26 protein-coding genes and 5 pseudogenes are annotated in these 26,793 nt (G+C 72.4%); 8 read left to right on the forward strand and 23 right to left on the reverse strand.

All coding sequences use genetic code 11. The annotated features are described in order from the left end of the window. Window positions 1–2 precede the first annotated feature (2 nt). From H3H54_RS18145 to H3H54_RS18220, 16 genes and pseudogenes are all read right to left on the reverse strand, one after another. Complete coding sequence (locus H3H54_RS18145) at window positions 3–1,274, reverse strand: mannitol dehydrogenase family protein (protein WP_262424958.1); 1,272 nt, start codon at window positions 1,272–1,274, stop codon at window positions 3–5. After that, window positions 1,274–2,712, reverse strand: a pseudogene (gene uxaC / locus H3H54_RS18150) (glucuronate isomerase). Before uxaC ends, H3H54_RS18145 begins: the two are co-directional and overlap by 1 nt. 67 nt (window positions 2,713–2,779) lie before the next feature. Beyond that, a complete protein-coding gene (locus tag H3H54_RS18155; RefSeq protein ID WP_262424959.1) occupies window positions 2,780–3,769 on the reverse strand; it encodes a LacI family DNA-binding transcriptional regulator in 990 nt (329 codons plus the stop codon). A 192-nt stretch (window positions 3,770–3,961) separates the two neighbouring features. Beyond that, complete coding sequence (locus tag H3H54_RS18160; protein ID WP_262426552.1) at window positions 3,962–4,585, reverse strand: hypothetical protein; 624 nt, start codon at window positions 4,583–4,585, stop codon at window positions 3,962–3,964. Between the two features lie 565 nt (window positions 4,586–5,150). Beyond that, window positions 5,151–5,432, reverse strand: a complete 282-nt coding sequence (locus H3H54_RS18165; RefSeq protein WP_262426553.1) for a hypothetical protein — start codon at window positions 5,430–5,432, stop codon at window positions 5,151–5,153. A gap of 136 nt (window positions 5,433–5,568) precedes the next feature. Continuing rightward, window positions 5,569–6,009: pseudogene (locus H3H54_RS18170) on the reverse strand (cytochrome c biogenesis CcdA family protein); the annotation flags it as partial. Window position 6,010: 1 nt separating this feature from the next. Then, window positions 6,011–6,778 (reverse strand): thioredoxin domain-containing protein, encoded by a 768-nt coding sequence (locus tag H3H54_RS18175; protein ID WP_262424960.1) that lies wholly within the window; start codon window positions 6,776–6,778, stop codon window positions 6,011–6,013. Between the two features lie 59 nt (window positions 6,779–6,837). Further along, window positions 6,838–7,152: a multidrug efflux SMR transporter gene (locus tag H3H54_RS18180; RefSeq protein WP_262424961.1), complete on the reverse strand. Its 315-nt coding sequence runs from the start codon at window positions 7,150–7,152 to the stop codon at window positions 6,838–6,840. Further along, the gene (locus H3H54_RS18185; protein WP_262424962.1) at window positions 7,149–7,496 is read right to left on the reverse strand and encodes a multidrug efflux SMR transporter; all 348 of its coding nucleotides are present in this window, start codon (window positions 7,494–7,496) and stop codon (window positions 7,149–7,151) included. The genes H3H54_RS18180 and H3H54_RS18185 overlap by 4 nt, the downstream gene beginning before the upstream one ends. Beyond that, the gene (locus H3H54_RS18190) at window positions 7,493–8,080 is read right to left on the reverse strand and encodes a TetR/AcrR family transcriptional regulator (RefSeq protein ID WP_262424963.1); all 588 of its coding nucleotides are present in this window, start codon (window positions 8,078–8,080) and stop codon (window positions 7,493–7,495) included. The genes H3H54_RS18185 and H3H54_RS18190 overlap by 4 nt, the downstream gene beginning before the upstream one ends. Before the next feature lie 127 nt (window positions 8,081–8,207). Further along, window positions 8,208–8,918, reverse strand: coding sequence for a nickel pincer cofactor biosynthesis protein LarB (gene larB, locus H3H54_RS18195; RefSeq protein ID WP_262424964.1), 711 nt, complete (start codon window positions 8,916–8,918; stop codon window positions 8,208–8,210). After that, complete coding sequence (locus H3H54_RS18200) at window positions 8,911–9,105, reverse strand: hypothetical protein (protein WP_262424965.1); 195 nt, start codon at window positions 9,103–9,105, stop codon at window positions 8,911–8,913. Before H3H54_RS18200 ends, larB begins: the two co-directional genes overlap by 8 nt. A gap of 175 nt (window positions 9,106–9,280) precedes the next feature. Next, window positions 9,281–9,766 (reverse strand): asparagine synthase-related protein, encoded by a 486-nt coding sequence (locus H3H54_RS18205; RefSeq protein WP_262424966.1) that lies wholly within the window; start codon window positions 9,764–9,766, stop codon window positions 9,281–9,283. A 99-nt stretch (window positions 9,767–9,865) separates the two neighbouring features. Beyond that, window positions 9,866–11,221 (reverse strand): lactate racemase domain-containing protein, encoded by a 1,356-nt coding sequence (locus H3H54_RS18210; protein ID WP_262424967.1) that lies wholly within the window; start codon window positions 11,219–11,221, stop codon window positions 9,866–9,868. 88 nt (window positions 11,222–11,309) lie between these two features. Continuing rightward, on the reverse strand, window positions 11,310–11,654 hold the full coding sequence (locus tag H3H54_RS18215) for a TraR/DksA family transcriptional regulator (RefSeq protein WP_262424968.1): 345 nt from the start codon (window positions 11,652–11,654) through the stop codon (window positions 11,310–11,312). 188 nt (window positions 11,655–11,842) lie between these two features. After that, window positions 11,843–12,100 (reverse strand): metal-sensitive transcriptional regulator, encoded by a 258-nt coding sequence (locus H3H54_RS18220; protein WP_262424969.1) that lies wholly within the window; start codon window positions 12,098–12,100, stop codon window positions 11,843–11,845. 147 nt (window positions 12,101–12,247) lie between these two features. On the opposite strand from H3H54_RS18220, the pseudogene H3H54_RS18225 reads away from it, so the two are divergent. The 3 genes and pseudogenes from H3H54_RS18225 to H3H54_RS18240 all read left to right on the forward strand — a co-directional run. Continuing rightward, window positions 12,248–13,653, forward strand: a pseudogene (locus tag H3H54_RS18225) (rhodanese-like domain-containing protein); the annotation flags it as partial. Between the two features lie 470 nt (window positions 13,654–14,123). Continuing rightward, window positions 14,124–15,508: pseudogene (locus H3H54_RS19845) on the forward strand (amino acid permease). A 307-nt stretch (window positions 15,509–15,815) separates the two neighbouring features. Further along, complete coding sequence (locus tag H3H54_RS18240) at window positions 15,816–16,196, forward strand: CueP family metal-binding protein (protein WP_395963084.1); 381 nt, start codon at window positions 15,816–15,818, stop codon at window positions 16,194–16,196. Between the two features lie 70 nt (window positions 16,197–16,266). Here the strand turns inward: H3H54_RS18240 and H3H54_RS18245 are convergent, their stop codons facing one another. After that, window positions 16,267–18,339 carry a heavy metal translocating P-type ATPase gene (locus tag H3H54_RS18245; protein ID WP_262424972.1) on the reverse strand — a complete coding sequence of 691 codons (2,073 nt, stop codon included), beginning with the start codon at window positions 18,337–18,339 and terminating at the stop codon, window positions 16,267–16,269. A gap of 217 nt (window positions 18,340–18,556) precedes the next feature. Between H3H54_RS18245 and H3H54_RS18250 the strand changes: the two genes are divergently transcribed. Then, window positions 18,557–18,982: a VOC family protein gene (locus H3H54_RS18250; protein WP_087486122.1), complete on the forward strand. Its 426-nt coding sequence runs from the start codon at window positions 18,557–18,559 to the stop codon at window positions 18,980–18,982. Window positions 18,983–19,052: 70 nt separating this feature from the next. Further along, window positions 19,053–19,715 (forward strand): carbonic anhydrase, encoded by a 663-nt coding sequence (locus H3H54_RS18255; protein ID WP_262424973.1) that lies wholly within the window; start codon window positions 19,053–19,055, stop codon window positions 19,713–19,715. Between the two features lie 17 nt (window positions 19,716–19,732). Here H3H54_RS18255 and H3H54_RS18260 read toward each other — a convergent pair whose 3' ends face one another. The 6 genes from H3H54_RS18260 to pabB all read right to left on the reverse strand — a co-directional run bounded on the left by H3H54_RS18260 (window position 19,733) and on the right by pabB (window position 24,667). Next, a complete protein-coding gene (locus H3H54_RS18260; protein ID WP_262424974.1) occupies window positions 19,733–20,557 on the reverse strand; it encodes a sugar phosphate isomerase/epimerase in 825 nt (274 codons plus the stop codon). Between the two features lie 29 nt (window positions 20,558–20,586). Continuing rightward, complete coding sequence (locus H3H54_RS18265) at window positions 20,587–21,783, reverse strand: hypothetical protein (RefSeq protein WP_262424975.1); 1,197 nt, start codon at window positions 21,781–21,783, stop codon at window positions 20,587–20,589. Next, entirely contained in the window at window positions 21,702–22,211 is a 510-nt protein-coding gene (locus H3H54_RS18270) for a hypothetical protein (RefSeq protein ID WP_262424976.1), read from the reverse strand. The genes H3H54_RS18265 and H3H54_RS18270 overlap by 82 nt, the downstream gene beginning before the upstream one ends. 184 nt (window positions 22,212–22,395) lie before the next feature. After that, window positions 22,396–22,884, reverse strand: coding sequence for a hypothetical protein (locus H3H54_RS18275; RefSeq protein WP_262424977.1), 489 nt, complete (start codon window positions 22,882–22,884; stop codon window positions 22,396–22,398). Beyond that, window positions 22,848–23,168 carry a hypothetical protein gene (locus tag H3H54_RS18280; protein WP_262424978.1) on the reverse strand — a complete coding sequence of 107 codons (321 nt, stop codon included), beginning with the start codon at window positions 23,166–23,168 and terminating at the stop codon, window positions 22,848–22,850. Before H3H54_RS18280 ends, H3H54_RS18275 begins: the two co-directional genes overlap by 37 nt. Before the next feature lie 50 nt (window positions 23,169–23,218). Then, a complete protein-coding gene (gene pabB / locus H3H54_RS18285; protein ID WP_262426535.1) occupies window positions 23,219–24,667 on the reverse strand; it encodes an aminodeoxychorismate synthase component I in 1,449 nt (482 codons plus the stop codon). A 467-nt stretch (window positions 24,668–25,134) separates the two neighbouring features. Here pabB and larC point away from each other — a divergent pair. The 3 genes and pseudogenes from larC to H3H54_RS18300 form a co-directional block, all read left to right on the forward strand. After that, a pseudogene (gene larC, locus H3H54_RS18290) lies at window positions 25,135–25,476 on the forward strand (nickel insertion protein); the annotation flags it as partial. 97 nt (window positions 25,477–25,573) lie between these two features. Continuing rightward, window positions 25,574–26,443 carry a LarC family nickel insertion protein gene (locus H3H54_RS18295; protein WP_262424979.1) on the forward strand — a complete coding sequence of 290 codons (870 nt, stop codon included), beginning with the start codon at window positions 25,574–25,576 and terminating at the stop codon, window positions 26,441–26,443. A 43-nt stretch (window positions 26,444–26,486) separates the two neighbouring features. After that, the gene (locus tag H3H54_RS18300; protein WP_316249084.1) at window positions 26,487–26,744 is read left to right on the forward strand and encodes a hypothetical protein; all 258 of its coding nucleotides are present in this window, start codon (window positions 26,487–26,489) and stop codon (window positions 26,742–26,744) included. Window positions 26,745–26,793: the final 49 nt, after the last annotated feature.

Below are 26,793 nucleotides of genomic sequence, written 5' to 3' on the forward strand. Positions count from 1 at the left end.
GCTCAGGGGCGCGGGAGGCGCTGCTCCTCGGCGATGACCGCGTCCACGAGAGGATCGATGGCGGGGACGCCGAGCAGGGCGAGCAGGGAGCTCACGCGCTCGGTGGTGTCCTCGTGCGAGGCGGCGGCCGCGATGGCCTCGGACTTCGGGTCCTGCACCTCGGCGCCTGCGCGCACGCGGTCGGTGACCCAGGCGGTCCAGGCGGCGACGGCCGCGACCTCGCCGGGCGCCTGGTCCGGTCCGCCGCGCTCGGCGATCACGGGCAGGGCGCGCACGGGCAGCTTCACGGAGCCGTCGGCGGCGATGCGGATCAGGTTGTCCGCGAGGCGCGGGTTGCGGAACCGCTCCTCGAGGGCAGAGGTGTAGGCGTCGAGCTCGTGCGCGGGAAGCGGCAGCGTCGAGCGGGCCTCGGCCCACAGCTGCTCGACCAGCGCCCGCACCTCGCGGTGGGCGATCGCCTCGTCCACGCGCTCGACGCCGGCGACCTGGCCGGCGTAGGCCATCAGGGTGTGGGCACCGTTGAGCAGGCGCAGCTTGCGCAGCTCGTGCACCTCGATGTCGTCGGTGAACTGCACGCCGGCCTTCTCCCACTCGGGGCGACGGCCGCGGAAGCGGTCCTCGATGACCCATTCGGTGAAGGGCTCGGTGACCACCGGGACGCTGTCGGCGAGGCCGGTCTGGGCGCGCACGGTCTCGGAGGCGTTGTCGTCAGCGGACGGGGTGATCCGGTCGACCATGGAGGAGATGACGTCGACGTGGTCCGGGAACCAGGCCCGGGTCTCCTCGTCGAGCTCGGCGAGAACGGCCTGGCCCAGCACCTCGCCGTTGCCGGTGAGGTTGTCGCAGGAGACCAGGGCGATCGGCTCGGTGACCCCGGCTTCGCGGCGGGCCTTCAGGCCGAGCGCAATACGGGCAGGGGCGGAGGTGGCGGGGTCGCTGCCGGCCGCGTAGCCCTTCTCGGTGATGGTCAAGGTGACCACCGCGGTGAAGGGGTCGGCGAGCAGGCGCACCAGGGCGTCGACGTCGGAGGCGGGGAACACCTCGTCGATGACGTCGACGATGCTGACCTCGTCCTGCTCCGGGCCGCGCACGATCAGGCCGTACCTGCCGCCCTGAGCGTTGAGCGCATCAGCCATCGTGGCCGAGCGGCCGGTGAAGGCCACCACGGACCAGCCGCCGGCCACATCGGTGGCGTGCAGGGTGTGGGAGCGGGCGAAATTGCCGATGCCGAGGTGGACCAGACGGCCCACGTCCGAGGGGCTGGGGTTGCTCATCAGTTCTTCTCTCCTGCAGCGCCGAGGCGGAAGAAGACCTCGCGCGGCTGCTGATCGGGCAGGGTGGTCACGAGCTCCTGGGCGTCCTCGAGTCGGATCCGGTGCTCGGCGACCAGGCCTGCGAGGTGGGTCGCATCCAGGCGGCGGGACATGTCGTGCCGGGCCGGGATCGAGCAGAAGGCGCGGGTGTCGTCGATGAAGCCGCTGGTGCGCGTGTAGCCGAGGGTCTCGGAGACGGCGCGGCGGTAGCGGAGGATCGCGTCGGGCGAGTCGATGAACCACCACGGCGCACCGGCGAAGACGGAGGGGTACACGCCGGCCAGCGGCGCGATCTCGCGGGAGAGCACCGTCTCGTCGATGGTGAACAGCACGGTGCGGAAGTTCGGGTGGTGGCCCACGTCGTTGAGCATCGGGCGGATGTGGTGGACATAGTCCACGGCCACGGGGATGTCGAAGCCGACGTCCGCGCCGAACTTCTCGAACATCTCATCGCTGTGGTTGCGCAGCACGGCCGGGTGGATGGTCATGACCAGACCGTCCTCGGCGGCCAGGCGTGCCTGGTCGCCCAGCATGTGGCGGCGCAGGGCCACGGCGTCGTCGGCGCCGATGCCACCGGCGCGCGCGGCGGTGTAGAGGCGGCGGGCGTCCTCATCGCTCAGGCGGGCGGTGCCCGGGTCGATGTGGGCGTGGTCGGTGGAGACGGCGCCGTGGTCGCGGAAGTAGAGGCGGCGGGTGCGCATCGCCTCGTGGTAGCCGTCGTAGGTGCTGACGTCGACACCAGCAGCTTCGCCGAGGGCGTCGGCGAGCGCGGGGAAGTCGGGGCGGCCGGCCTCGAGGTACTTGTCCGGGCGGAAGGTGGGGATGACCCGGCCGGTGAAGGTCTCGTCCGCGGCGAGCGCGGCGTGCGGGGCGAGGTCGTCGACGGGGTCGTCGGTGGTCGCCAGAACCGTGATCTTGAACTGCTCGAACAGGGCGCGGGGGCGGAACTCTGGGCGGGTGAGCTTCTCGGCGATCTCGTCGTACATCGCGTCGGCGGTGCGCGGGTTCAGCACCGTCTCGAGGCCGAAGACCTCGTGGAAGACGTGCTCGATCCAGTAGCGCGAGGGGGTGCCGGCGTAGGCGTGCCAGTGCTCGGCCAGCAGGTGCCAGGCCTTGCGGGAGGCGGCCTCGTCCAGCGGGCCCTGGCCCACGCCGAGATCCGCGAGGTCCACGCCGCGGGCGTGCATCAGGCGGTTGACGTAGTGGTCAGGGGTGATGAACAGCGCGGTGGGGTCGCGCCACGGCTCGTTGTCGAGGAGCAGCCGGGGTCGACGTGCCCGTGGGGCGAGACGATCGGCTGGTCCTTCTCGAGCTCGTAGAGCCCGCGGGCGATCTCGCGGACGGCGGGGTCGGCGGGGAAGAGTCTGTCAGGGTGCGGCACGAAGGCGTCGTTGCTCATGCCGCCATCCTCGCAAGGGCAGGCCCGGAGCGCGGAGGGTTGTCACCGGTTGCCGACTCCGCGGGGCTCAGGCCCCCGGTTCGCGGGGCCCGGTGGTGCCTCGCGGGACCAGGCGCACAGGCAGGGACCCCTCGACCGGGGTGCGGTGCGCGGAGGGGTTCTCGATGCGGCGCACGAGGCGCTCGACGGCGGCGCGGCCCTGGGCGCGCTTGGGGCTGACGACGGTGGTGACCCCGCCGCCCACCAGCCGGGAGAGCTGGATGTCGTCGTGGCCCATCACCGACAGCTGCCCCGGCACCCGCACTCCGGCGCGCAGCGCGGAGATCAGGAAGCCGAAGGCGACCAGGTCGTTGTAGCAGATCACGGCATGGGGCAGGGAGTCGCGGAGCTCCTCGAAGGCCTGTTCGCCGCCGGCGGTGGTGGGGGCGAAGGGGCCGTGGCGCTGCACCTGCAGGCCGTGCTGGCGGGCGGAGACACGGGCGGCGCGCCAGCGCTCCCCGTCGGACCAGGAGTTCACGGGCCCGGCGACGTAGGTGACGGTGCGGCTCCCGTTCTCCGCGAGGTGCGCCATGGCCTGCCCCATCCCGTGCTCGTAGTCGGGGGTGACGGAGTCGAGGCCGGCCACGCGACGGTTCAGGACCACCACCGGGATGCGCTTGGTGAGGTGGTTGAGGGTGGCGTCGGAGAGGCGGGTGCCGGCGAGCACGATGCCGTCGACCACGTTGACGGCGCTCTCGAGGCTGGTGCGCTCGCGGACCTCGTCCTCGACCGTGTCGAGCAGGAGGAGCAGGAACTCCTGCTCGTGGGCGGCTTCCTGCATGCCGGAGACGAGCTCGGCGAAGTAGGGATTGGTGAGGTCGGGGACTTCGATGCCCAGGCGGTGATGGCGCTGGCCGCGCTCCTGGGCGGCGGGCGCGGAGGTGCGGTAGCCGAGCTCCTTGGCGGCGGCCATCACGGTGGCGTGGGTGGCGGCGCTGACCCGGCCGGGGCGGGAGAAGGCGCGGGAGACGGTGGAGGGCGCCACGCCCGCGGTCTTGGCGACGTCGTAGATGGTCACGCGCTTTTCCGCCACCTGGCCGGCTCCGTCCTCGCCTGCTCGGCGCTGCCTGTCTGGGAGGGCGCATGCCGCTCCCGGCCGTGCTCCGGTCGGGGCACCCGCGCCTGTTGTCTGCCGGCCGATCCTACCCCGGCGGCGGGCAACCAGCGGCAACCCTCCTGCGACGTGGGACGACGCCCGTACGGGCCAGCCTCAGTCGCGCAGGCCGTAGGCCTCGTCGAGGGTGGTGGTCACCAGGTATCGCGTCGTCTCGACGTAGACGGAGGTGGCCGCGTCGGCGGAGAACAGCTCGGGCACGGCCAGCGGCCCGGTGAGGTCGGCGTCGAAGGGGTTGACCAGCAGTCCCTGGGAGGTGTCGAGCACCACCAGGGTGCCCTCCTCGGGGCGCTGGGCGTAGGCGAGCCGCTCCCCGGCGGTGAGGAACACCAGCTGCTCGGGGTCCCGGTGCCGCCATCGCTCCTCGCCGTCCTGGTCGAGGCCGCGCACGGTGGCGCCGTCGGCGACCACGGTGACGTCCAGCCCGTGGTCGTGGGCGGCGGCCCGGGCACCCTCGGCGACGACTCTGCCGTCGGCGAGGTCCAGCAGGATCCCGGGCCCGTCGCCACCGCCGAGCACGGCGAGGTCAGTGGTGGTGTCGATCCGGCCGAGGATCTGGGTGGCCGACGGATCCAGGCCGTCCGGCAGGGGCGTGCGCCAGAGCTCGGCGAGTGCCGTCCCGTGACGGGCGACGAGCTCCTCACCCTCGGTGTGGAGCACGGTGCCGAGGTGCTCGGCCACGAGCCGCCCGCCCTCGAGCTCCTCCTCTCGCAGCAGCACCTCCCCGTCTCGGCGGACAGGGCGACGCGCGGGCCCTGCTCCTCGGCGGCGACCCCCAGCCCAGGCGTGCGGAACGGGCCGGGCACCGCGGCTGGTCCCCACAGGACCTCGGCGGTGCGCAGGTCATACCCGGTCGCGGTCAGCCCCTCCTCCTCGCCCGACGCGCGGTCGGTGAGGACGGCGACGCCGCGCCCGCCGGCCGTGCGGGAGAGGGCGAAGGCGGCGTGACCGTGGGGACGCTGCGCGGCCCACAGGGCGGTGCCGTCCTGGTCGAGGGCGGTGAAGCGCAGGCGGTCGCCGCTGTCGTCGAGTCCGAGGAAGATCCCGTCCAGTTCCTGGGGTGCGGTGTTCCAGCCGGGGTTGACCACGAGCATCACGGTCATCTCGAGGGTGAGCCGCAGGGCGGTGGGATCGACGAGCTCGGCACGCTCCCCGAGCACGGTCGGTGCCGGGTCGATGTCGATCTCGGGGGCCGGGCGAGGGGTCTCGGTCGCCGCAGGGGTGTCCGCCTCGCAGGCCGCGAGGGCGCCGGCCGGGAGGGCGAGCAGCAGGGTGCGGCGCCTCATCATCTCCTCCCTCCCTGGGCCGTGCTGTTCGCGGTGCGGCGGCGGTCCGCCCACCACCACAGGGCCAGGGCGAGCGCGCCGAGCCCGGCGATGATCGCGATCTGGAGCCCGGTGTCGCTGAGCACGGTGAGGTTCTCCTGCCAGCGGGCGAGCACGCCGGTGGGCACCAGGGAGGGCATGGTGACCAGGCCGTTGGTGGCCCAGAAGAGGATCCCGACGGCGATGATCAGCGCCCCGGTGAGCAGGGTGGTGGTGTGCAGGCGCCGGCCCAGCACGGTCACCTCGCGGCCTCGCAGCAGGGCCCGGGAGCGGGGGCCGAGGCGGTGCCAGAGGGCGGCGAGTCCCAGCAGGGGCGCGACCCATGCCGGCGCCGTAGACGGCCAGCAGCACCGCGGCGGCCGCCACGCTCCCCTGCCCGACGGCGAGGCTGAGCACCGCGCCGAGGATCGGGCCGGCGCAGAATCCTGCGACGCCGCCGACGGCACCGAGCAGCAGGGTGCGCGGCAGTCCGCTGCCCCGGGCGGAGGCCTGCTGGGCACGGCCGATCCCGGGCAGGAACCGTCCCAGGTCGAGACCGACGCCGAGGCCGTGCAGCACGCCGAGCACGATCAGCAGCAGCGAGGTCACGATGATCAGCGCGCCGCGGTGGGTGACGAACAGGGTCCCCACCATGCCCGCGCCGACGCCGAGCGGGACGAGGGTCAGCACGAGGCCCAGGTAGAACACCGCGCCGTGGAGCAGCAGCCCAGCCCGGGTGGTGACGGAGGAGGCGAAGTAGCCGGGAAGCAGCAGCGCCCCGCAGGGGCTGAGCAGGGCGAGGGCGCCGCCGAGGAACGCCGCGAGGACGGAGATCTCCATGTCAGGGGCCCGCCTTCTCGAGGGCCTCGTCGATCTGCGCCACGAAGTGCGCGGTGGGCTGGGCGCCGACGCTGGGCGCCCCGCCGATGACGAACGAGGGGGTGGTGACGGCGCCGAGCTCGACGCCCTGCGCGGCGTGGTCCGCGATGGTGCGCGCGACCTCCTCGGAGCGGAGGTCCTCGGTGAACTGCCCGATGTCCAGGCCCAGCTCCTCCGCGAGATCGATCAGGGCCTGCTCGTCGAGCTGGGCGGTGGAGCGGATCTCGCCGTCCTCGAACAGGGCCTGCTGGTAGTCGCTGTGCCGGCCCTGCATGGCGGCGGCGAGGGAGGCGCGGGCGGCGCGCACCGAGTCTTCGCCGTAGACGTTCACGTCCCGCCATTCGATCCGCAGCTCGCCGCGGTCGACGTACTCGCGCAGCTCCGGAAGGGTCTCGTGTGTCCAGCGGGCGCAGTAGGGGCACTGGTAGTCGGTGAAGACGACCATCGCCACGGGCGCGTCGACCGGCCCTTCGGCCAGCGGGTCCGCGGCGTCGCGGGTCTCTGCGTTGCTGAGATCGGGCAGCGCCACCTCGGAGGGGTGCGGCAGGGCCTGCTCCTGGGCGATGGACTCGGCGGGCATTCCCCCGCTCTGCTCCTCCCCGGGCCGGGTCCACAGGACGGCGCCGATGAGCAGTGCCGTCACGGCGAGGATCGCGGCCGGGACCAGGAAACGTCGCCGCGCAGGCAGCTGCTGCCTCGCACCCGGCTCGGGTGACTGCGCTGCGGTCATCTCGCCCCCACTCCTCCGGTTCTGCAGGTCACTGTGCCAGATCCGTACGGCGTCGGCTCTCAGCTGCCGAGTTCGACGAGCAGCACGCCGGCCGCGATCATCCCCATCCCGGCGAGCATCAGCGGGGTCAGCGCCTCCTGGAAGAGCACGCGGGAGAGCAGGGCGGTCAGGACGATCCCGGCGGCGGCCCACACCCCGTAGGCCACGCCGAGCGGCATCCCGGTCTGCAGCGCGCCGGAGAGCAGCGCGAAGGCGATGACGTAGCCGATGATCACCGGGACGTACCAGGCCCGCCGTCCCCCTGCGGCGACCCGCAGGGAGAGGGTGGAGGCGACCTCGGAGACCACCGCTCCGCACAGCAGCAGCCAGCTCATGCGGCGGCCTCACCAGCACGCCGAGCCCGCTGGGCGCCCAGTTCCACGAGCGCCACGCCCGCGGCGATCATCACGATGCCGCTGGCCTTCAGCACCGTGAATGCCTCCCCGAACAGCAGCGCGGAGAGGATCGCGGTGAGCACCACGCCGCAGGCGGACCAGATCCCGTACGCCACGCCGAGCGCCATCCCGCGACGGAGCACCAGCGCGAGCAGCCCGAAGGAGGCGGCGTACCCGATCACGACCACGGCGTAGAGGGCGGGGTGGTCGAGGGCGCCGCGCAGGGAGAGGGTGGCGACGACCTCGGTGAGGATCGCGCCGAAGAGCAGCAGCCAGGGGCTCATGCCGCACCGTCCAGCAGCTCTGCGGCCAGGCCGCGGAGGGTCACAGCTTCCGCGGCGGAGGTCACGAGCAGGCCGCTGGCACGGTCGAACCAGAGCCCGTCGGCCATCAGGCGCACGGCGAGCAGCCGTCGGCGGCGGTCCGCAGTGGTTCCCGCGGGAACGTGGAGCCAGCGATCGACCTGCTCCTGCCAGCGCTCGGTGAGCGCGACGCGCAGCTTCGGGTCCGCGAAGATCACCAGGTCAGCGGGAGTGAGCAGCGCCTGGCCGGCCCAGTCGAAGTAGGCCAGGAACCGCTGGGTGGCGGTGGCATCGGCGAACACGGCATCGGCGGTGGCGGTCATGGCCTGCGCCATTCCCTGCTCGTAGCGGGCGGTGATGCGGTCCAGGACCGCGGTGAGCAGCTGCTCCTTGGTGGCGAAGTGGTACATCAGGCCGGGCTTGCTGACCTCTGCGGCGCGGGCGGCGGAGTCCAGGGTCAGAGTGCCGCCGGCGCCGAGGTGCGCTTCGGCGGCGTCGAGCATCGCCTCGCGGGCCGAGGGGCGGTGCGCAGGGCGTGCAGGGGCGTGCTGCGTGTCGGATGCCAAGGGTCCCTCCTTCTCACGACGTCGACCAAGATACTTTACCAACCGACTGGTGAAGTAACTGTCCGGTCGAGCGTTCCGTGAATCCGCAGAGCTCGCAGGCTGGCACTGAGACCCTCCGTACCGACGCCTATCCGCGCGTCGGCGCCCAGCGGGCGATCTGGGCGGCGAGGTGCCCGGCGCCGTAGCCGTTGTCGATGTTGACCACGCCGATGCCGGGCGCGCAGGCCGAGAGCATGGTGAGCGCTGCGGTGACGCCTCCGCTGGCGACGCCGTAGCCGACGGAGGTGGGCAGGGCGACCACGGGGGCGCTGATCTGCCCGGCGACCACGGTGGGCAGCGCCCCGTCCATGCCGGCGGCGACCACCACGCAGGCGGCCTCCCGCAGCTCGGGCAGGCGGGACTGCAGGCGGTGCAGGCCCGCGATACCGATGTCGGCGATCAGCCGGGTGGGGCGGCCGAGGTAGCGGGCGGTGAGCTCGGCCTCACGGGCCACGGGCAGGTCGCTGGTGCCGGCGGAGGCCACGATGACCAGTCCGCCGGTCGGCTCCGGCGGCGCGGCGGGCCAGGCGAGCAGCCGCGCGCCTGCGTCATGGAACGCACCCGGCAGCGCCGCGAGCACCGCCTCGGCGCGGTCGGCGTCAGCGCGGGTGAAGAGCACCGGGCCGAGCCCTTCATGCCCCTCGGCCTCCAGGCGGGCGTACTCCGCGGCGATCGCGGCGACCTGCTCGACGCTCTTGGCGTCGCACAGCACCGCCTCGGGCGCCCCGCGGCGCAGGGCGCGATCCAGGTCGAGATCGAGGAATCCGTCGATCTTCCCGTCCGCCGGTCCTTCAGCCACGGTCGCCCTGGCCGAGGATCTGGAGCGAGAACAGGCCGGAGCGGATGCCGTCGAGGTCGATCGTGACGTGCGCGAAGCCGGTCTCCTTGCCGGCGGCGACGAGCGCCGCCCGGATCTCCGGCTCCATGGCGCGCGCGAGCTCCTCGGTGGGCAGCTCGATGCGGCCGACGGCCCCGTGGTGGCGCACCCGACAGTCGCTGAAGCCCTGCTCGTAGACGGCATCCTCGAGGTCGTCGATCTGGCGGAGCTTCAGGGGGTGACGGGCTCGCCGAAGGGGACGCGCGAGGCGAGGCAGGGGGCGGCGGGCTTGTCCGCGACCGGGAGCGAGAGCTGGCGCGCGACCTCGCGCACCTGGGACTTCGTCATGCCGACGGCGGACATCGGGCGCAGCACGCGCGGTGGCGCTTCGCGGCGCCGGCGCCGGGACGGTCGTGCCGGGTGGCGTCGTCGGCGTTCTCTCCGTAGGCGACGGCGTCCAGTCTCTGGGCGCCGACCACGTCGTCACCGATGCGGGTGAACAGCTCGTCCTTGCAATGGAAGCATCGGGAGCCGTCGTTCTTCTGGTACTCGGGGTTCTCGCCCTCATGGGTGAACACCTCGACCACCGGGGCCCCGATCACCTCGGCGACCTGGTGGGCCAGGCGCCGCTCGCGGCGGGCGAGGGATGGGGAGACGCCCAGCAGGGCGACGACGCTCTGCGCGCCGAGCGCGCGCACGGCGAGGGCGAGCAGGGTCGCCGAGTCGACGCCGCCGGAGTAGGCGACGCCCAGGCGCCCCACGCCCGCGAACTCGGCGGAGACGGCGTCGGCGATCTCGAGCGCCTCCCCGCCCAGGCGCTCCGGGGTCATCGCGGTGACCTCAAAGCCGGGATGGCCCGGCGAGAACAGGGAGGCGGGCCGACGGGGCCTGGCCGAGGGTGAGCGGGACCGGACGCTGGGACGTGCTGGTCACGCGCTCTGCTCCGTCGCGCCGTCACGCTCGGAGGCGAGGCGGAACAGCACCTCACCGGCATGATCGATCACCAGGGTGTCGGGGTCGTTGCGCAGCGCCTCGATGTCGAGGGAGGCGGGATCCATATGGAGGACGTTGTAGACCTCGCACTCCTCCTTCGAGATCGACGTGGCGAAGTAGCGGTTCACCCGCTGCTTCTCCTCCCCCGTCTCGGGGTCGTAGGTGCCGAGCCCCGTGACGTGGGTGGAGTGGGCGAGCTCGCCCCAGGGGTGGTCCTTGAACCGGTCCCACTGCTTCGTGAAGTACTCGATGTTGTGATAGCCGATCTCGCGGATGCCGGGGTGCATCGCGGCGACCTCGGTGATGTGCGGGGCGTAGATGATCACGTCACCCCCGTCGGCGCAGACGGGCTCGGACTTGTAGAAGCCCTTCGCCCCGGTCCACATGTCGTCGTACATCTCCGGCACCAGCGCGACGATCCGCTTGTAGGGCTTGTCCACGTAGGTGATGTGGGTCTGTGCGGAGATCTTCGCCATCGCGGCCCAGGCTGCCTGCGGGTCGCCGAACGCGATCGCGTTGAGCTCCTGGCCGCCCGAGAGGACATCCATGGTGAACGCGAACTTGGCGGCGTCGATGAGCTCGCTGGCAGCGTCGATCAGCTGGCGCACCGGGGTGATGCCGAGGGTGCCGATGATGCGGCTGGCGGTGATCAGTGCACCCACCCAGTGGGAGATGTCGATGACGTCATGCACCGAGCAGCCGGGGAAGAAGTACTTGTTGCCGCCGGAGAAGCCGACGACTTCGTGCGGGAACACCGGGCCGACGATGAGGTTCACGTCGGCCTCGGCGACGAGCTTGTTGATCTTCACGCGCATAGGGATGTCAGTGAGGAGGCCCCCGGTGAGCTCGCCGATCCGCTCGGCGGGGATCTCCCCGAGATCCGCGATCTGGGTGGGGTCGTCCCAGGCGTGGTTGAGGACGGTCCACTCGGGGTAGGTGGCCTTCGCGCCACGCTCGGTGGCGCCGAGCAGCGTGTCGATCGCCTCCTCGCTCATCGCGGCGTGGGTGCCCAGCGCGATCAGCACGGTGACAGAGGAGGCGCGACCAGCGAGCGCGTCGTGGATCGCGGGCAGCACCTTGGGCAGGGGGACGGAGCGGGTGCCGTCGGGGATGATCAGGCACACGGACTTGCCGTCGTAGTCGGTGGCGGCGAGGTTCTCGGCGACGAAGCCGCGGATCTGCTCATCGGTGAGCATGCCCTCGGGGCCGCCCAGGAGCGCGGCGCGTTCGGCCAGGCCCTCGGGGATCGGCGCGATCGTCGGACCCGAACTCTGCTGCGATGTCTGGCTCATCGCTCCACTATGCGCCGTCTGACCTGGGACCGACAAGGACGGCCCGGCTGTTGCCATCGCGGCGGGGCGCGAGCCGGCAGCCCCCGCCTCAGCGCGCGCAGTCGATGCAGGTGGTCGCCTCGGGCCGGGCGGCGAGCCGGGCCGGGGCGATCGGGCCGCCGCAGCTCTCGCAGCGCCCGTCGGTGCCCTCGGCGAGACGCTGCGCCGCCTCATCGATCCCGGTGAGCGCCTCGCTGCGGGCCAGGCGCAGACCTTCGAGGCGCGACCACTGCGCGGAGAGCGGCACCCCGTCGGGGTCGTGCTCGTCGTCATCTGCCACACCCTCGCGGGTGCGGCGCAGCGCGGCGAGCTCCTGCTCGACCTCGCGCAGCTGGGCGAGCACCTCGCGCCGCCTGGCGGCGAGCTGCTCAGCGCGGTCTCGGGGAACGTTCATGGCCCCATCGTGCACCCGGCCGCCGCCGGATGTGCGCCGGGGCCTGTTCTCGTGCGCGTCACCGACGAGGCGCTGGTCACCGACGGTCCCTGAACCGGGCGACCGCGGCGGCGATGGCGTCGGACTGCGAGGGGTCCCGGGCGGAGCTCGCCCCGGCGGCGGCGTCGGCCGCGAACGGAGTCGGACACTCAGGCGAGGCTGAGGAACAGCTTCTCGAGCTTCTTGCGGTCCAGGTCGCCGTTCGGCGAGGTCAGGCACTGCTCCATGCCGCTGGCGATGATGGCGAACCCGGCGCGATCCACGGCCTTGGAGACGGCGGAGAGCTGGGTGACCACGTCCTTGCAGTCCCGTCCCTCCTCGAGCATGCGAGTGACGGCGGCGAGCTGCCCCTGGGCGCGCTTGAGGCGGTGGATGACGGGGGTCATGTCCTCGGGGTTCAGTTCCATCGGATCCTCCTGGGGCGGACGGGATGAGGCCGACGATATACCCCCTAGGGCATGTTGCATACCCCCTCGGGTATATGGCACAGTCATGCCCCGGGGAGAGGATCGACTCGGACCCGCCACCGAGGCCGCACCAGCTCAGGAGAAACCATGCTTCTCGAACGCATCTATGACGAGGATCTGGCGCAGGCCAGCTACCTCATCGGCTGTCAGGCCCGCGGGGAGGCGCTGGTGGTGGATCCGCGCCGCGACATCCAGGTGTACCTGGACCTCGCCGCCCACCACGGCATGCGCATCACGGCCGTCACCGAGACCCATATCCACGCGGACTTCCTCTCCGGCACCCGGGAGCTCGCCGCCGCCACCGGCGCCACCGCCTACGTCTCGGGCGAGGGCGGCGAGGAGTGGCAGTACGGCTTCGAGGCCGAGCGCCTGCTCGACGGGGACACCATCGCCCTCGGCAACGTCACGATCACCGCCCGCCACACCCCGGGCCACACGCCTGAGCACCTCTCCTACCTGGTCACCGACGGTGCGGTCACCGATGAGCCGGGTTACTACCTCACCGGCGACTTCGTGTTCTCGGGCGATCTGGGCCGCCCGGACCTGCTGGACGAGGCCGTGGGCATGGAGGACACCCGCTTCGCCGGGGCCAAGCAGCTGTTCGCCTCACTGAAGAACGCCTTCCTCACCGTGCCGGACCACGTGCAGGTCTTCCCCGGCCACGGCGCAGGCTCCGCCTGCGGCAAGGCGCTGGGCGCCCTGCCCTCGACCACCGTGGGCTACGAGCGCCGCTTCGCCTGGTGGGCTCCCTATCTCGCCGCCGACGACGAGCAGGGATTCCTCGACGAGCTGCTCGACGGCCAGCCCGACGCCCACGCCTACTTCGCCCGCATGAAGCGCCAGAACACCCTCGGTCCCGCCCTGCTCGGCGAGCGCACCGCGCCGCGCGAGGTGAGCGCCGAGGAGCTGACGCGCGGCCTCGAGGACGGCTCCCTCGCCCTGGTGGACACCCGCCCCGTGGCCGAGGTGCATGCCGGGACCGTGCCGGGCGCGCTGAGCATCCCCTCGCTCGGGAAGGCCGCGACCCACATCGGCTGGGCCTTCGATCCGGAGTCCGACGACGCCGAGCTGGTGGTCCTGGCCGACAGCGCCGAGCTGGCGCGCGAGTACGCCGACCACTTCGTGCGCGTGGGCGTGGACTCCCTGACCGGCCGGATCGACACGCTCGCGGGCCTGCCCAGCGCCGTGCCGCAGGTGGTCTCCCCTGCGGAGATCGAGGCGCTGCGCGGCGAGGAGGGCACGGCCCTGCTGCTGGATGTGCGCAATCGCAGCGAGCACTCCGCCGGCACGATCCCGGGCGCCGAGCAGCTCTCGGCCGGCAAGGTGCTCTTCCACCGCGACCAGCTCCCCTCCCCGAGGCGGGGCGCCTGGTCACCTTCTGCCAGTCCGGGCTGCGCAACTCCGTGGCCGTCTCGGCGCTGCGCCGCGCCGGCCACGATGTGGTCGAGGTCGAGGGCAGCTACGCCGGCTGGGCCCGCTGGGCCGCCGAGAACCAGTCCGCCACCACCCCTGACACCCCCGAGAGGACACCACCATGTGCCGAGCAGTCACCTGCAGGACGTGCGGCAAGACCACCTGGGCCGGCTGTGGCCAGCACGTCGACTCGGTCATTAGCGACGTCGCGCCGACGGAGCGCTGCGAGGGCCACGAGAAGGCTCCCGTCACGGGCTTCCTCTCGCGCCTGTTCGGTCGCTGAGCGGCACCGGATGTCCGGCTGGGGGCCGCCCACTCCCGCAAGATCGCCCGCGGCCTGCAGCGGCTCGGCTCCCCGCCCGAGATGATCGAGCACCGCACCGAGCACGTCGAGGCCGACGCGGTCCATGAGCCGCTCGCGGTGCGCCGGGCGTGCCAGCCTGGACGAGAGGTGGGAGTGGTCGAACGCACGTCCCGATCCGGCCCCCACGGACGTACCGTGTCGGAGGCACAAGAGGTGCCTTCTCGCGATCCCCGGAGCCTCCTCACGATGAGCTTGACCACCCAGCCCGCCCCCGCGACCGCCCCGCGCCGTCCCGGTCTGAAGGCGCGGCACATCCACTTCATCGCGCTGGGCTCCGCGATCGGCACCGGTCTGTTCTACGGCTCGGCGGGCGCGATCCAGGCGGCAGGGCCGTCCGTGCTGCTGGTGTATCTGCTGGGCGGCGCGGTCGTGTACTTCATGCTGCGCGCGCTCGGCGAGATGGCGGTGCGGCTGCCGATCTCCGGCTCCTTCGCCGAGTACACGCGCCTCTTCCTGGGCCCCTGGGCCGGGTACATCACCGGTTGGATGTTCGCCTTCGAGATGCTGATCGTGTGCCTGGCCGATCTCACCGCGATCGCGATCTATATGCGCTTCTGGTTCCCGGACACGGCGCAGTGGGTGTGGGTGGCGGTGACGCTGCTGATCGTGGGCGCGGCGAACCTCGCGAGCGTGCGCTGGTTCGGGGAGCTCGAGTTCGTGTTCACGATCGTGAAGGTCGCCGCGGTGGTCGCGATGATCGCCGGCGGCGCGGCGATCCTGGTGCTCGGGCTGGGCGCGCAGAGCGGCGGGGGCCGCTCGCGAACCTCACGGCCGACGGAGGCTTCTTCCCGCACGGCCCGGGCGGGATGATCAGCGCGTTCATCCTGGTGCTGTTCGCCTTCGGCGGCACCGAGATCATCGGCGTGGCCGGCACCGAGGCGGAGGATCCCGGCACCGCGATCCCCAAGGCGGTGAACACGGTCCCGGTGCGGATCCTGCTGTTCTACGTGCTCGCGATCGGCGTGATCCTGCTGATCACCCCGTGGCGGCTGATCACCGGTGAGCAGTCCCCGTTCGTGCAGATCTTCGACACCCTCGGCGTGAACTGGGCGGCGGCGCTGCTGAACATCGTGGTGATCACCGCGGCGCTCTCCGCCATCAACGCCGACCTCTTCGGCGCGGGCCGCGTCGTCGCGGGCATGGCCCGGCAGCGCCTGGCCCCCGCAGCGCTGTCCCGCACCGTGAAGGGCGTCCCGGTGCTCACCACGCTGGCGATGCTCGCGGTGCTGGTGGTGGGCGTGGCGCTGAACGCGCTGCTGCCCGACGAGGTGTTCACGATCGTCGCCTCGCTGGCGACCTTCGCGACGATCTTCGTGTGGCTGATGATCCTGCTGGCCCAGGTCTCCTCCCGCCGCGGGATGAGCCGGCAGGAGCGGGACGCACTGCAGTTCCCGGTCCCCTTCTGGCCCTACGGTCAGCTGTTCGCGATCGCATTCATCCTGTTCACCTTCGCGATCATGATCTGGCAACCGGAGTACCACACGGCCCTGCTGGTGGGCGGGGGCTTCCTCGGCCTGATGTCGTTGCTGTACCTCGTTCTCGTGCACGGGCCTGCCGCGCGCCGTTCGTGACCGGAGAGCTCGTCCTCGTCCACAGGACGAAGGCCCCGCGCACGCGAGACCGGGCGAAGATAGGGTCTTCCCGTCCCGTCATCGCGCCCTGAGGAGTACCCGTGCGCCCCGCTCCCGCCCTCCCCGGCGACGCCTGCTCGTAGGCCTCGCCCTGACCTCGCTGGCGGTCGCCGGCTGCAGCACGGATTCCACGCCCGAGCAGCCCGGGGAGGACCTGCTCACCGCCCACGGCCTCGAGGACCGAGACGCCCGCACACTCATCGAGGAGCTGGAGGCCCTGCCGCTCGCAGACCGCCCCACGGACCTGATGGCCGCGGTGCTTCCGGACCGGCTGGACCTCAGCGATGCCAGCGGACGACAGACCTCGCTCTCACTGAGTGACGAGGATTTCTACGTGTCGATCGCGCCGTTCGTCGGCACCACCCACGACTGCTTCCACCACAGCCTCACCACCTGCGTGGGCGAGCTTCAGGAGCAGGAGCTCGAAGTCCGCGTCGTGGCGGCCGACGGAACGGTGCTGGTGGACGAGATGCGCACCACCGCTCCCAACGGCTTCCTCGGCCTGTGGCTGCCTCGCGACCAGGAACTCGCACTGACCCTCACCCAGGACGGCGCGAGCGCCTCGACGCCGGTGGCCACCACCGCGGACTCCCCCACCTGCCTCACCACGATGCAGCTGACCGACTGAGCGCCAGGAACGGCCCCGTCCGACCGGGCGCGCCGATCGATCTCGCGCAGACCGACGGCGCCGGCACCCCTCACCGCTTCGCCGCACCCCGCAGCCGCTCGGCGCTCGCCTCCGGCCGCAGGTCGAGCCGCCGCAGCAGCTGCGCATTGAGGGCCACCACGATCGTGGACAGCGACATCAGCACCGCGCCCACGCTCATCGGCATGACGAACCCGATCGGAGCGAGCACCCCGGCGGCGAGCGGCACCGCGAGCAGGTTGTACCCGGCGGCCCACCAGAGGTTCTGGCGCATCTTCCGGTAGGCGGCGCGGGAGAGCTCGAGCACGGAGAGGACGGAGCGCGGGTCGGAGGAGGCGAGCACCACCCCGGCGGAGCCGATCGCGACGTCGGTGCCGGCGCCGATCGCGAGGCCGACGTCGGCCCGCGCGAGCGCCGGCGCGTCGTTGACTCCGTCGCCGACCATCGCGACCCGCTTCCCCTCCTCCTGCAGCTGGGCGACCTTCGAGGCCTTGTCCTCGGGACGCACCCCGGCGAAGACCCGGTCGATGCCGAGCTCGGCGGCGACCGTCTCGGCCACCGGTCGGGCGTCTCCGGTGATCATCACGACCTCCATGCCCTGGGCGTGCAGGGCCTCGACCGCGTCCCGGGACTCGGGCCGGATCTCGTCGACCACGCGCAGCGCCCCGATCAGCTCACCGCCTGCGAGGACGTGGAGCACGGTCGCACCCTGCTCGCTCCAGGCTTCCGTGGCCGGGAGCGGGTCCATCTCGTGCTGGGTGAGCAGGTACGGGCCGCCCACCTCCACGACGGTTCCGTCCACGCTCGCGCGCACCCCCACTGCGGGCGAGGAGCTGAAATCGTCCCCTGCACGATGGGCCAGCTCCCGCTCCTCCGCAGCCCGCACGATCGCCCGTGCCAGCGGGTGCTCGCTCGGCGCCTCGGCGCTGGCCGCGAGGGCGAGCACCTCGTCCTCGGTGCGTGGGCCGACGGTCTCGATTCCGGTCACCGCAGGCTCGCCCCTGGTGAGCGTGCCGGTCTTGTCGAACAGGACGGCCTCCACGGTGCGCATCTGCTCGAGCGCCAGCCGGTCGGTGACCAGCACCCCACCGCGAGCGGCGCGCTCGGTGGCGATCGAGACCACCAGCGGGATGGCGAGACCGAGAGCGTGGGGGCAGGCGATGACCAGCACGGTGATCACACGGATCACGGCCTGGTCGGGGCTGCCCACGAGCAGCCAGACGACGGCGGTGAGGAGGGCGGCGCCGAGCGCGAACCAGAACAGCCATCCGGCGGCGGTGTCCGCGAGGCGCTGGGCGCGGGAGGAGGAGCCCTGCGCCTCGGAGACGAGGCGGCGGATCCCGGCGAGCGCGGTGTCCTCTCCGGTCGCTGTGATCTCCAGGCGCAGGCCCGAGTCGGTGGCGACGGTTCCGGCGACCACCTGGTCGCCGATCTCGCGGCGCACGGTGGTGGACTCTCCGGTGATCATCGACTCGTCCATCGCGGCGGCGCCGTCGAGGATCTTCCCGTCGGCCGGGACCGAGGCGCCGGGGCGCACCAGCACCACATCGCCCGTGACGAGGTCCGACGGGGAGACGGTCACCGTGGAGCCGCCCTCGACCTTCTCCGCCTCATCGGGCAGCAGGGCGGCGAGCGAGTCCAGGGCCGAGCTGGTCTGTGCGAGGGAGCGCATCTCGATCCAGTGGCCAAGCAGCATGATCACGATCAGCAGCGCGAGCTCCCACCAGAAGTCCAGCTGCGGATCCAGCAGGCCCAGGGTGGCTCCCCAGGAGGCGAGGAATGCGACGGTGATCGCGAGGCCGATCAGCAGCATCATCCCCGGCGCACGGGAGCGGATCTCCGAGACGGCGCCGGCGAGGAAGGGCCTGCCTCCCCATAGGTACATGACGGTGCCCAGCAGCGGGGACACCCAGGGGAGCCAGCCGGTCTCGGGCAGGCGGTAGCCGAGCAGCTCCGCGACCATGGCGCTCGCGGCGACCACCGGGATGGCCAGCACGAGCATGATCCAGAACAGCGAACGGAACTGCGCGACGTGGTCACCGTGGCCGGCGTGACCCTCGTGCCCGCCGTGACCCTCGTGCCCGCCGTGACCCTCGTGCGCAGGGGTGTCGGAGTCGTGGTGCATCGACGTCTCTCCTCTCGGACGACTCCCTCCACCGTATACCCCATGGGGGTATTCCGCCAGACTGGTATGACACGCACCATCACGGCACCGGCACGGGCACCGCGGACCTGATCGGCGGAGCGCGAGCCCCGCCGATCTCTTCCCCCGTCGGACCCCGGGTCTACTCTCGGCCCTGAGCGCACGGCACACCGCCGGCGCCGACGTCGAGGAGGACGCCATGCCCGCAGGACTCCACCCCTATCTCAACTTCGACGGCAACGCCCGTGAGGCGTTCGAGTTCTACGGCCGCTGCCTCGGGGCGATGCCGCAGTTCTCGACCTTCGGCGAGTTCCAGGCCGTCCCCGAGGGACATCCCGCCTCGGATCTGATCATGCACGGCTCCCTCGAGGTCTCCGATCTGATCAAGCTCTACGTCTCCGACGTCATCGAGGGCATGGCCGCCTACTCCCAGGGCACCAACGTCACGCTCTCGCTGATGGGCGATGACGAGACCTTCCTGCGCGGCGCCTTCGAGAAGCTCTCCGAGGGCGGCAGCATCACGATGCCGCTCGAGAAGCAGATGTGGGGCGACATCTACGGCTCGTTCACCGATCGCTTCGGGATCGTGTGGCAGGTGAACATCTCGTCCCCCGAGACGGCGTGAGAGGCAGGAGTATCCTGCCTCGGGGCCACAGCACGGCGGCCCCGACGTCTCTTGCTAAGGAATCTTCACCATGACCTCTCCCCGCGTGACCGTCCAGCAGGCCTGGGATGCCCTCGTCCGGGGCAACGAACGGTTCATGGCCGGGGAGCTGCGACACCCCCAGCAGAACGCGGCCCGCCGCAGCGAGCTGCGCGGCAGCCAGGCCCCGAACGCGGCGTTCCTGGGCTGCTCGGACTCGCGCGTGGCAGCGGAGATCCTCTTCGACTGCGGCCTGGGTGACCTGTTCGTGGTGCGCAACATCGGCCAGATCGCGAACGACAACACCACCGCGACGATGGAGTTCGCCGTCGCCGAGCTCGGCGTCGCCGTGATCGTGGTGCTCGCGCACGGCTCGTGCGGAGCGGTCAAAGCGGCGATCGATCAGACCACCGCCTCCCCCTCCGAGGTGACCCCCGCGATCCGCAAGGAGCTCGAGGCGATCCAGCCCTCCGTCCAGCAGGAGTGGTTCGCCTCCCAGCAGGTCAGCCCCTACGTGGACCCGTCCCTGATCGATGTGGACGCGGTGGGGCGCCGCCACCTCGACGAGACCATCAACGCGCTCATGCGGCAGTCGAAGGTCATCTCCGACGCGGTCGCCGCGGGCGATCTCGCGATCGTGGGCTGCCAGTACCAGCTCGAGGAGGGCCGGGTCTCCCCGATCTCCTGGGTGGGCAAGGTCGAGATCGCGGCCTGACCGCGCGCCGGGTGGAGTCAGCCGAGGGCGGTGCGCACGATGCCGTGCAGCTCCTCGAGCCGGCCCCACTCGTCGTCGTCGCTGCCGGCGTAGACCAGGGAGAGCCGGCCGCTGTACCCGGCCTGCGCGAGCGCGGCGAGGCTGCGGGAGATGTCCTCCGCATCGAGCACGCCGGGCGAGGATTCGCGCACCTTGACCTGTGAGCATTCGGCGCCGCCCGCGACCGCGGCGATCTGCGCGTACTTGTCCGGCCCGTCCCAGTTGCCGGTGTCGATCAGCAGCCCCACCTCCCCCTCGAGGCGCTCGAGCAGCGCGCGGGTGGTCTCGGCGCCCACGAGCAGCGCCTTCCAGTTCTCGGTGAGCACCCGGAGGTCGGTGTGGTCCGCGGCCAGGGCGCGCAGGCGCTGCGCGCTGAGGGCGAGGGTCTCGGGCGTCGGCGGCTGATCACCGGCGGGCACGCGGGCCCGGCGCGCGCCGAGCTGCTCGGCGATCTCGAGCCATCCGGACAGCCAGCGCTGCTGCTGCGCGCCGTGCTCGGGGTGGGTCACGTCCCCGTCGTCGACGAGGAAGCACTCGAGATCCACCTGCGCGCTGGCGAAGGCATCCTGCAGCTCGGCGAGGTAGGCGGAGTCGGTGCGCGGGAGGTAGAAGTGGCACAGCTGGGCGCTGGTGAAGCCGTGGGCGGCGAGCTGCGCGGGCAGCTCGAGCAGGTCCAGACCGTCCTCGGCGGGGTTCTCGGTGAGGCCGCCCGACGGCGCGGAGCCGGGCGCGACGTAGCGGCCCATGGTGCGGAACAGGGACCAGGTGTGGACGGCCTTGGTGGGATCGAGCGAGGGGGTCATGGCTCTCCTGCCGTCGGCGACCTCGCAGCTCAGAGGCTGAAATGTGTCGCCAGGTCGTCGGTGGTGGGGTTCGCGCCGGAGGCCGGGGGGACCACGTCGGCGGTGGTCACGCGGGTGCTGCGGTCACCGTCGGGGTGGGCCTCGAGGCGCACATAGGCGGTGCGCACGTCGGCCTGTGCGAGGTAGGTGCGGGTCACGGTCTCGAGCACCGTCAGCAGCGACTGCTCGATCTGCTCGCGCTCCTCGCCCGCGAGCACCAGCACCCCGCTGAGGGTGGTGCCGGCGGTGGAGCTGTCCTGGAACTGGACCGCTCCGTCGAGGTGCTCGGGGAGCTCCTGGACCGCGGCGCGCAGCGCGTCCTGGACAGCGTCCACGTCGCTGCGCCCGCCCACGCCGCAGGCGGCGAGCAGGCTGGCGATGATCCCCACGAGCGCTCCTCTGCGGCCGATGTCCCTGCCTGTCATCGGGCCATTGTGTCGCACCGGGGTCACTCGTGGTCGCGGTGCACGCCCGAGATGTAGTGCTGGACGCTGTCCGGATCGCCCTCCAGGAAGGGCTGCAGGCTCGGGTCCTGGGAGTACGCGTACAGCGGCGAGGCCGGGTCCTGCAGCTGGGCGGCGACCGACTCCTGGTACTCCGCGCCGCTGTGGTTGGTGCCGACGTCGAAGGGGTGCGCGCCGGGGCTGTCGAGGGTGATGGTGGTGGCGTGCTCGGGCCCGCCGCCGCCCGGCCCGAGGGGCGGCGCCGCCCAGGTCGATCTTCGGCACCACGTCCGCGCCGTGCTGGAGGTTCAGCTGGTTCACGGAGCTGGGCACGGCGTAGTTGTCCACCGGGGAGCCGTAGGTCATCACGTTGGTGAGGTTGTACTGCGCGGCGAACTCCGGGTTCGCGGCGAGGCTCGCGGCGATCATGCCGCCCTGGGAGTGACCGTTGAGCATCAGCGGGGTGCCGGGCGGGATGCCGTGGTCCGCATAGAGCTGCGCGATCGCGTCGGCCGTGGCCTCGGAGCCGGCGGACCAGCCGTTCGGGCCGGCCTGCAGGGCGTTGCCGGTGAGGTCCATCGGGTTGTCCCCGGCACCGGGGCCCCACAGCTCGGTGCCCGGGATGTTCACGATCACGCCGGTGGGCGGGTTGCCGACCACGCTCATCGAGACCTCGCCGGTCTGCTTGTCGCCGTAGGTCTGGTTGGTGTTGGCGATGATCTGCGCGAGGTCGCTTGGCGCCACCAGGCCGGATTGCTCGGGGGTGACGGCCGGGGCGCATCGGCGTAGCCGGTGCCGTCGTCGGCCCATCTCAGGTCGTGGCCGGTGAGCAGCTCGATCACGTCCCCGGTGCCGCGGACCAGGCCGGTCAGCCCGCCCACCAGAAGCTCGGTCACGCGCGGCCACTCGAGATCGCGGATCGCATCGATCGCGGTGCCGAGGAAGTCCCGGCCGTCCTGGATCCGGTCCCCCAGCCAGTCCATGCCGTCGGAGAAGCGGTCCCCGAGCCAGTCGACGCCGCCGCGGATCCCGTCGACGATGCCCCCGCCGGTCTCGCTCAGCCAGTCCATGGCCTGGCCGAACCAGCCCTCGTCCTCGACGGAGGAGGCCTGCTCCTGCTCCTCGGCGTGCCGCTGCAGCTCACGGGAGCGCTCGCCCAGGCCCGGGACCACGACCCCCTCCCCTGGCGGCGCACGGCGCCCCACTGCTCACGGAAGGCGTCGGCGTCCGGGCCGATCCATTCGACGCCGCTCACGCTCGAGTGCAGCCCGTCCATCACGCCCTCGAGTCGCTGCGCGGCCCGCTCTAGCGCCTCGGACTCGCTGAGCACCTGGTCGGTGTCCATGCCCTGGAACATCAGGCGGCCCTTCCCGTGGTGACGGCGGTGACGTGGTTGATCGCGGCGATGACCTTGGCGCGCATCGCGGAGGTGAGGGAGCCGGGCTCGAGGGCGCGGGCCTCGGCGCCGTCCTCACCGGGCACCAGCACGGCGAGCTGCTCGCCCTGCTCGCCGAAGGCGTACCAGGAGCCGCCGCTGACCACGGTCTCCTCCGGGGTGGGGGCGGCGGTCACGAGCATCTGCACCTCGGCGAGCGCGGGCGCGTCGGGCAGCTGCTCCGGGGCAGGCGCGAGATCGGAGTCGGTGAAGGCGGGGCGCTGCGGCAGCACCTTCTCGAAGACGGCGCTGAGGTGCTCGATCGTGGACAGTCCCAGCAGCACTGCGTCGGCGCGGCGTCCCAGGCGCATGGTCTCGGCGTCGGCGGTGACCTCGTGCATCTGGTCGATCAGGGCGACGACGCGGCCGGCGATCAGCAGGCGGGTGGTCCAGGCGCGGTCGCCGTCCACGCACACCAGCTCGATGCTGACGGGGAGCGCAGCGCGGTGTGCAGCAGCTGCAGCCAGTGGCGGTCGATGACCAGGCCGTCCTCGGTGCCGGGGGCGTCCACGAGGAGCCCCACCAGCTCGAGCTCGACGATCTGCTCCTCGGTGAGCTCGGCCTCGGGCTGCTCGTCCCGGGCGAGGGCGCGCACCCAGTGCCAGGACGCCTCGGAGATCCGCACCAGGCGGGAGTCGCCCGGGAGGGAGGTGATCCGTGGTCTCTGCTCGGCGGTCGTGTCGTCGGCTGTCATGCTCGGCCCCTCCGTGGATGTGCGGCTGAAGGCGCCGCGATGCGCCCTGGTCAGGAGCGTATGCCGGGGGCGGGGAGGGAGGAATGGGGAGTTCTCCCCATCAGGGTGCGGCGAGCACCGCCGGGCGCCATCCGCGGGCGGGAGCTGAGCACCGCGAGCTGCTCGGCCTCACGCAGCATGGGGACAGTCAGCTCGCGCTCCACCAGCTGCCCGGCCTCGAGCGCGAGGCGGCGGCCCACGCCGTCCAGGCACCCGTCATGCTGGGGCGGGGTGCACCAGGTGCCGTCGATCCGGGCGGCGAGGGTCGCGATGGTGGTCTCGACGGCGCGGCCGTGCTCGCCCAGCAGCACGACGTCCTCCGCGCCCGGGTGGCGCTCCCGCGCGGCGGTGAAGTGCCCGCGCACGCTGGTCTTGTGCCGGCTGAGCCCGGCGGGGAAGGCGGTGCGCACGGTGTCGAGGGCGAGCCGCACCGGCTCTGATGACGCGACGAGCGGCCGCGACGAGGTCTCGAGCGACCCGTCCGCTCGCAGCGCGAGCCGCATCAGCACAGGCTCCGCCCCCACGGCCGGCACCGCCTCTCTCGCCGCCGCCTCGACCTCCTCCCGGCCGACGGGGATCCCCAGCGCCGCGGCCGAGCCGAGCATCCGCTCCAGGTGCCGCTGAAGGTGCCGCGCCTGCCCGCCCTCGACGGCGAAGGTCTCCAGCAGCGCGAAGGGCTCCTGCGGCCCCGTCGGCAGCACCGCCGCTTTGACCAGCAGCTCCTCGTACTCGGCCGACGCCTCCGACGCCCAGGTGATCCCGCCGCCGGTGCCGTAGACCGCGTAGCCGTCGGCCTGATCGAGCACCACGGTGCGGATCGCGACGTTGAAGCGCGCCCGCGGCGCCTTGCCGGGCGCGAGATACCCGATCGCCCCGCAATAGGCGCCGCGCGGGGAGTCCTCGAGCTCGGCGAGCAGCGCCATGGTGGACAGCTTCGGGGCGCCGGTGATCGAGCCGCAGGGGAACAGCGCCTCGAGCACGTCGACGAGCCCCGTCCCGCCGCGCGCGCGGCCCTGGATCCGGGAGGTCAGCTGCCACACGGTGGGGTACTCCTCGGCGGCGAGCAGCTCGGTGACCTGCACGCTGCCCGCCTCACACACGCGGGCGAGGTCGTTGCGCAGCAGGTCCACGATCATCACGTTCTCGGCGCGGTCCTTCTCGCTGCCCAGCAGCGCCTCCCGCGCGGCGCGATCCTGCGCGGCGTCATGCCCGCGGGCGATGGTCCCCTTCATCGGCGCAGTGCGCAGCAGACCGTCCTCCCAGGTGAGGAACGTTTCGGGGCTCGCGCTGAGCACGGTGTGCCGGCCCAGATCGAGGTACGCGTGGTGCGCGCCGCGCTGACGGTGGGCGAGCGCGCCGTAGAGCCCGAAGGCATCGCCCTGGAAGCGGGTGCGCAGGCGGGTGGTGAGGTTCGCCTGATAGGTGTCTCCTCGCGCGATCGCCTCCCGCACCGCCTCCATCCTGTGCGCATGCTCCGCCGCGGACCAGTCCGGCACCCAGTCCCCGAGCGTGAACCCCTCCCCGGGGTCAGCGGGAGAGGCAGCTGCGCGGGGGCGTCAGCGATCCCGAACCACACCAGCGGCAGGCCCTCCTGCGGCTCGTGCACTCGGGCGTCGGGGTCGAGCCCGGCGGCGGCCTCGTAGGCGATCATCCCGAACGCCCAGGCACCGCCCACGACGGCCTCCTCGACCTCGGCGAGCGCTGCCCGCACCTGCTCGGGCCGCTCGGCGGTGATCACCCGGTGGGCCCGGTCGAACTGGAGGCTGCGCCCCGCCGGGACGTCATCGAAGCGCGCGAGGGGCGGGGTGGTCATGAGAGGCATCATGCCTGATCGGCCGCGCGGTCTAGCATCAGGGACATGGACTCCGCCTCGCATCCCTCGTCCCGTCCGGCCTACATCGACGCGACCGCCGGGATCGCCGGTGACATGCTGCTGGCCGCCCTCATCGATGCGGGCGCCGATCTCTCCGCGGTGCAGCGGGTGCTGGATGCGCTGATCCCGGACTCGGTGCGCTTCGTGCGCTCGTGGGTGGACCGCGGCGGGCAGCGGGCGGTGAAGGTCGAGGTGGAGGTGCTGGTCGAGGATCCGCCCCACCGCACCTGGGCCTCGATCCGCGAGATGCTCGAGCAGGCCCGCGGCCGCGAGGACGTCCCCGCCCGCACGCTCGACCTGGCGCTGGGGGTGTTCGGTCGTCTCGCCGAGGCGGAGGGCGCGACCCACGGGGTCCCGGCCGACGAGGTGCACTTCCACGAGGTGGGCGCGCTGGACTCCCTGGCCGATGTGATCGGCGCCTGCGAGGCCTGGCGCCAGCTGGGCATCACCGAGGCCACCGGCAGCGTGCTCGCCGTGGGCTCGGGCCGGATCCGTGCCGCGCACGGCGACATCCCCGTTCCCGTGCCCGCGGTGGCGCGCCTCGCGCTCGGCTGGCCGACGGTCGCCGGCGAGCTGCTCCCCGCCCGCGGCCACGGCCACAGTCACGGCCACGGGGAGGGGCACAGCCACTCCCACGACCACCTCCCCGCCCACGCCCAGGGCGGCCCCCACGAGCACGGCGGCAGGCGAGTCCCGGCCGGGGTCGCCCCCGGCATCGGCGAGCTCGCGACCCCCTACCGGCGTGGCCCTGTTGCGCGGTCTCGCCGCGACCGCGGGGCCGCAGCCGATGCTGGTCACCGAGGCGCTCGGCGTCGGCGCCGGCACCAAGGACACCCCGGGCCGCCCGAACGTGGTGCGGGTCCTCGTCGGCCGTGCGCAGGGGAACGATCTGCCCGCGGACGCGCACGCGACCCCCACCGCCGCCCTCCAGCTCGAGGCGAACGTCGACGATCTCGATCCGCGGCTGTGGCCGCGCGTCATCGAGGAGCTGCTGGAGACCGGGGCTCTGGACGCCTGGCTCGTGCCGATCTCGATGAAGCACGGCCGCCCCGCCGTCACGGTCCACGCCCTGGTCCGGGAGGGGTCGGAGGACGCGGCGGCGACCCTGCTCATGGACCGCACCGGCACCCTCGGCGTGCGGAGGCACCGCGTCGAGCGGGTCATCCGCACCCGCGAGTTCACCGAGGTCGAGGTGCGCGGTCATCGCATCGCCGTGAAGATCGCCCGCGATCAGGACGGCGCCGTGGTGCGCCGCGAGCCCGAGTTCCGCGACGTCGCCGCTGCGGCGCGGGCCCTCCGCATCAGCGAGCGGACGATGCTCGACCTCGCCCGGGAGGCCGCCGCAGGGCTCGCGGGCAGCTGAGCTGCCGGAGCACAATTCCCCGCCCGCCGCATCGGTCCAGGTGATGCGCGGGAGCCTGCGGGTCACGGGGCAGGATCCGGTGGTGCTCCAGGCCGGCGCGCCTGAGGCGCTCACCCACTCCCGCCATGCGGTCGAGGCGCTGGAGGACACCGTCTTCCTGCCCACCACGGTCACCTGGCAGCAGGACACCGGCAGCCACGCCACCTCCACCGGAGAGATGCTCGTGCTCAGCGCCGAGGAGCAGGCCTCGGAGTATGCGGAGATGGATCAGGGCTCCGGCGGCGGCCGCACCGACCACTGAGCACTCCCGCAAATTCCTGCGCGTCCTTTCAGTGCGCGGACGCGTCGCC

This window comes from Brachybacterium sp. Z12 (genome assembly GCF_014400405.1).
Classification (GTDB): domain Bacteria; phylum Actinomycetota; class Actinomycetes; order Actinomycetales; family Dermabacteraceae; genus Brachybacterium.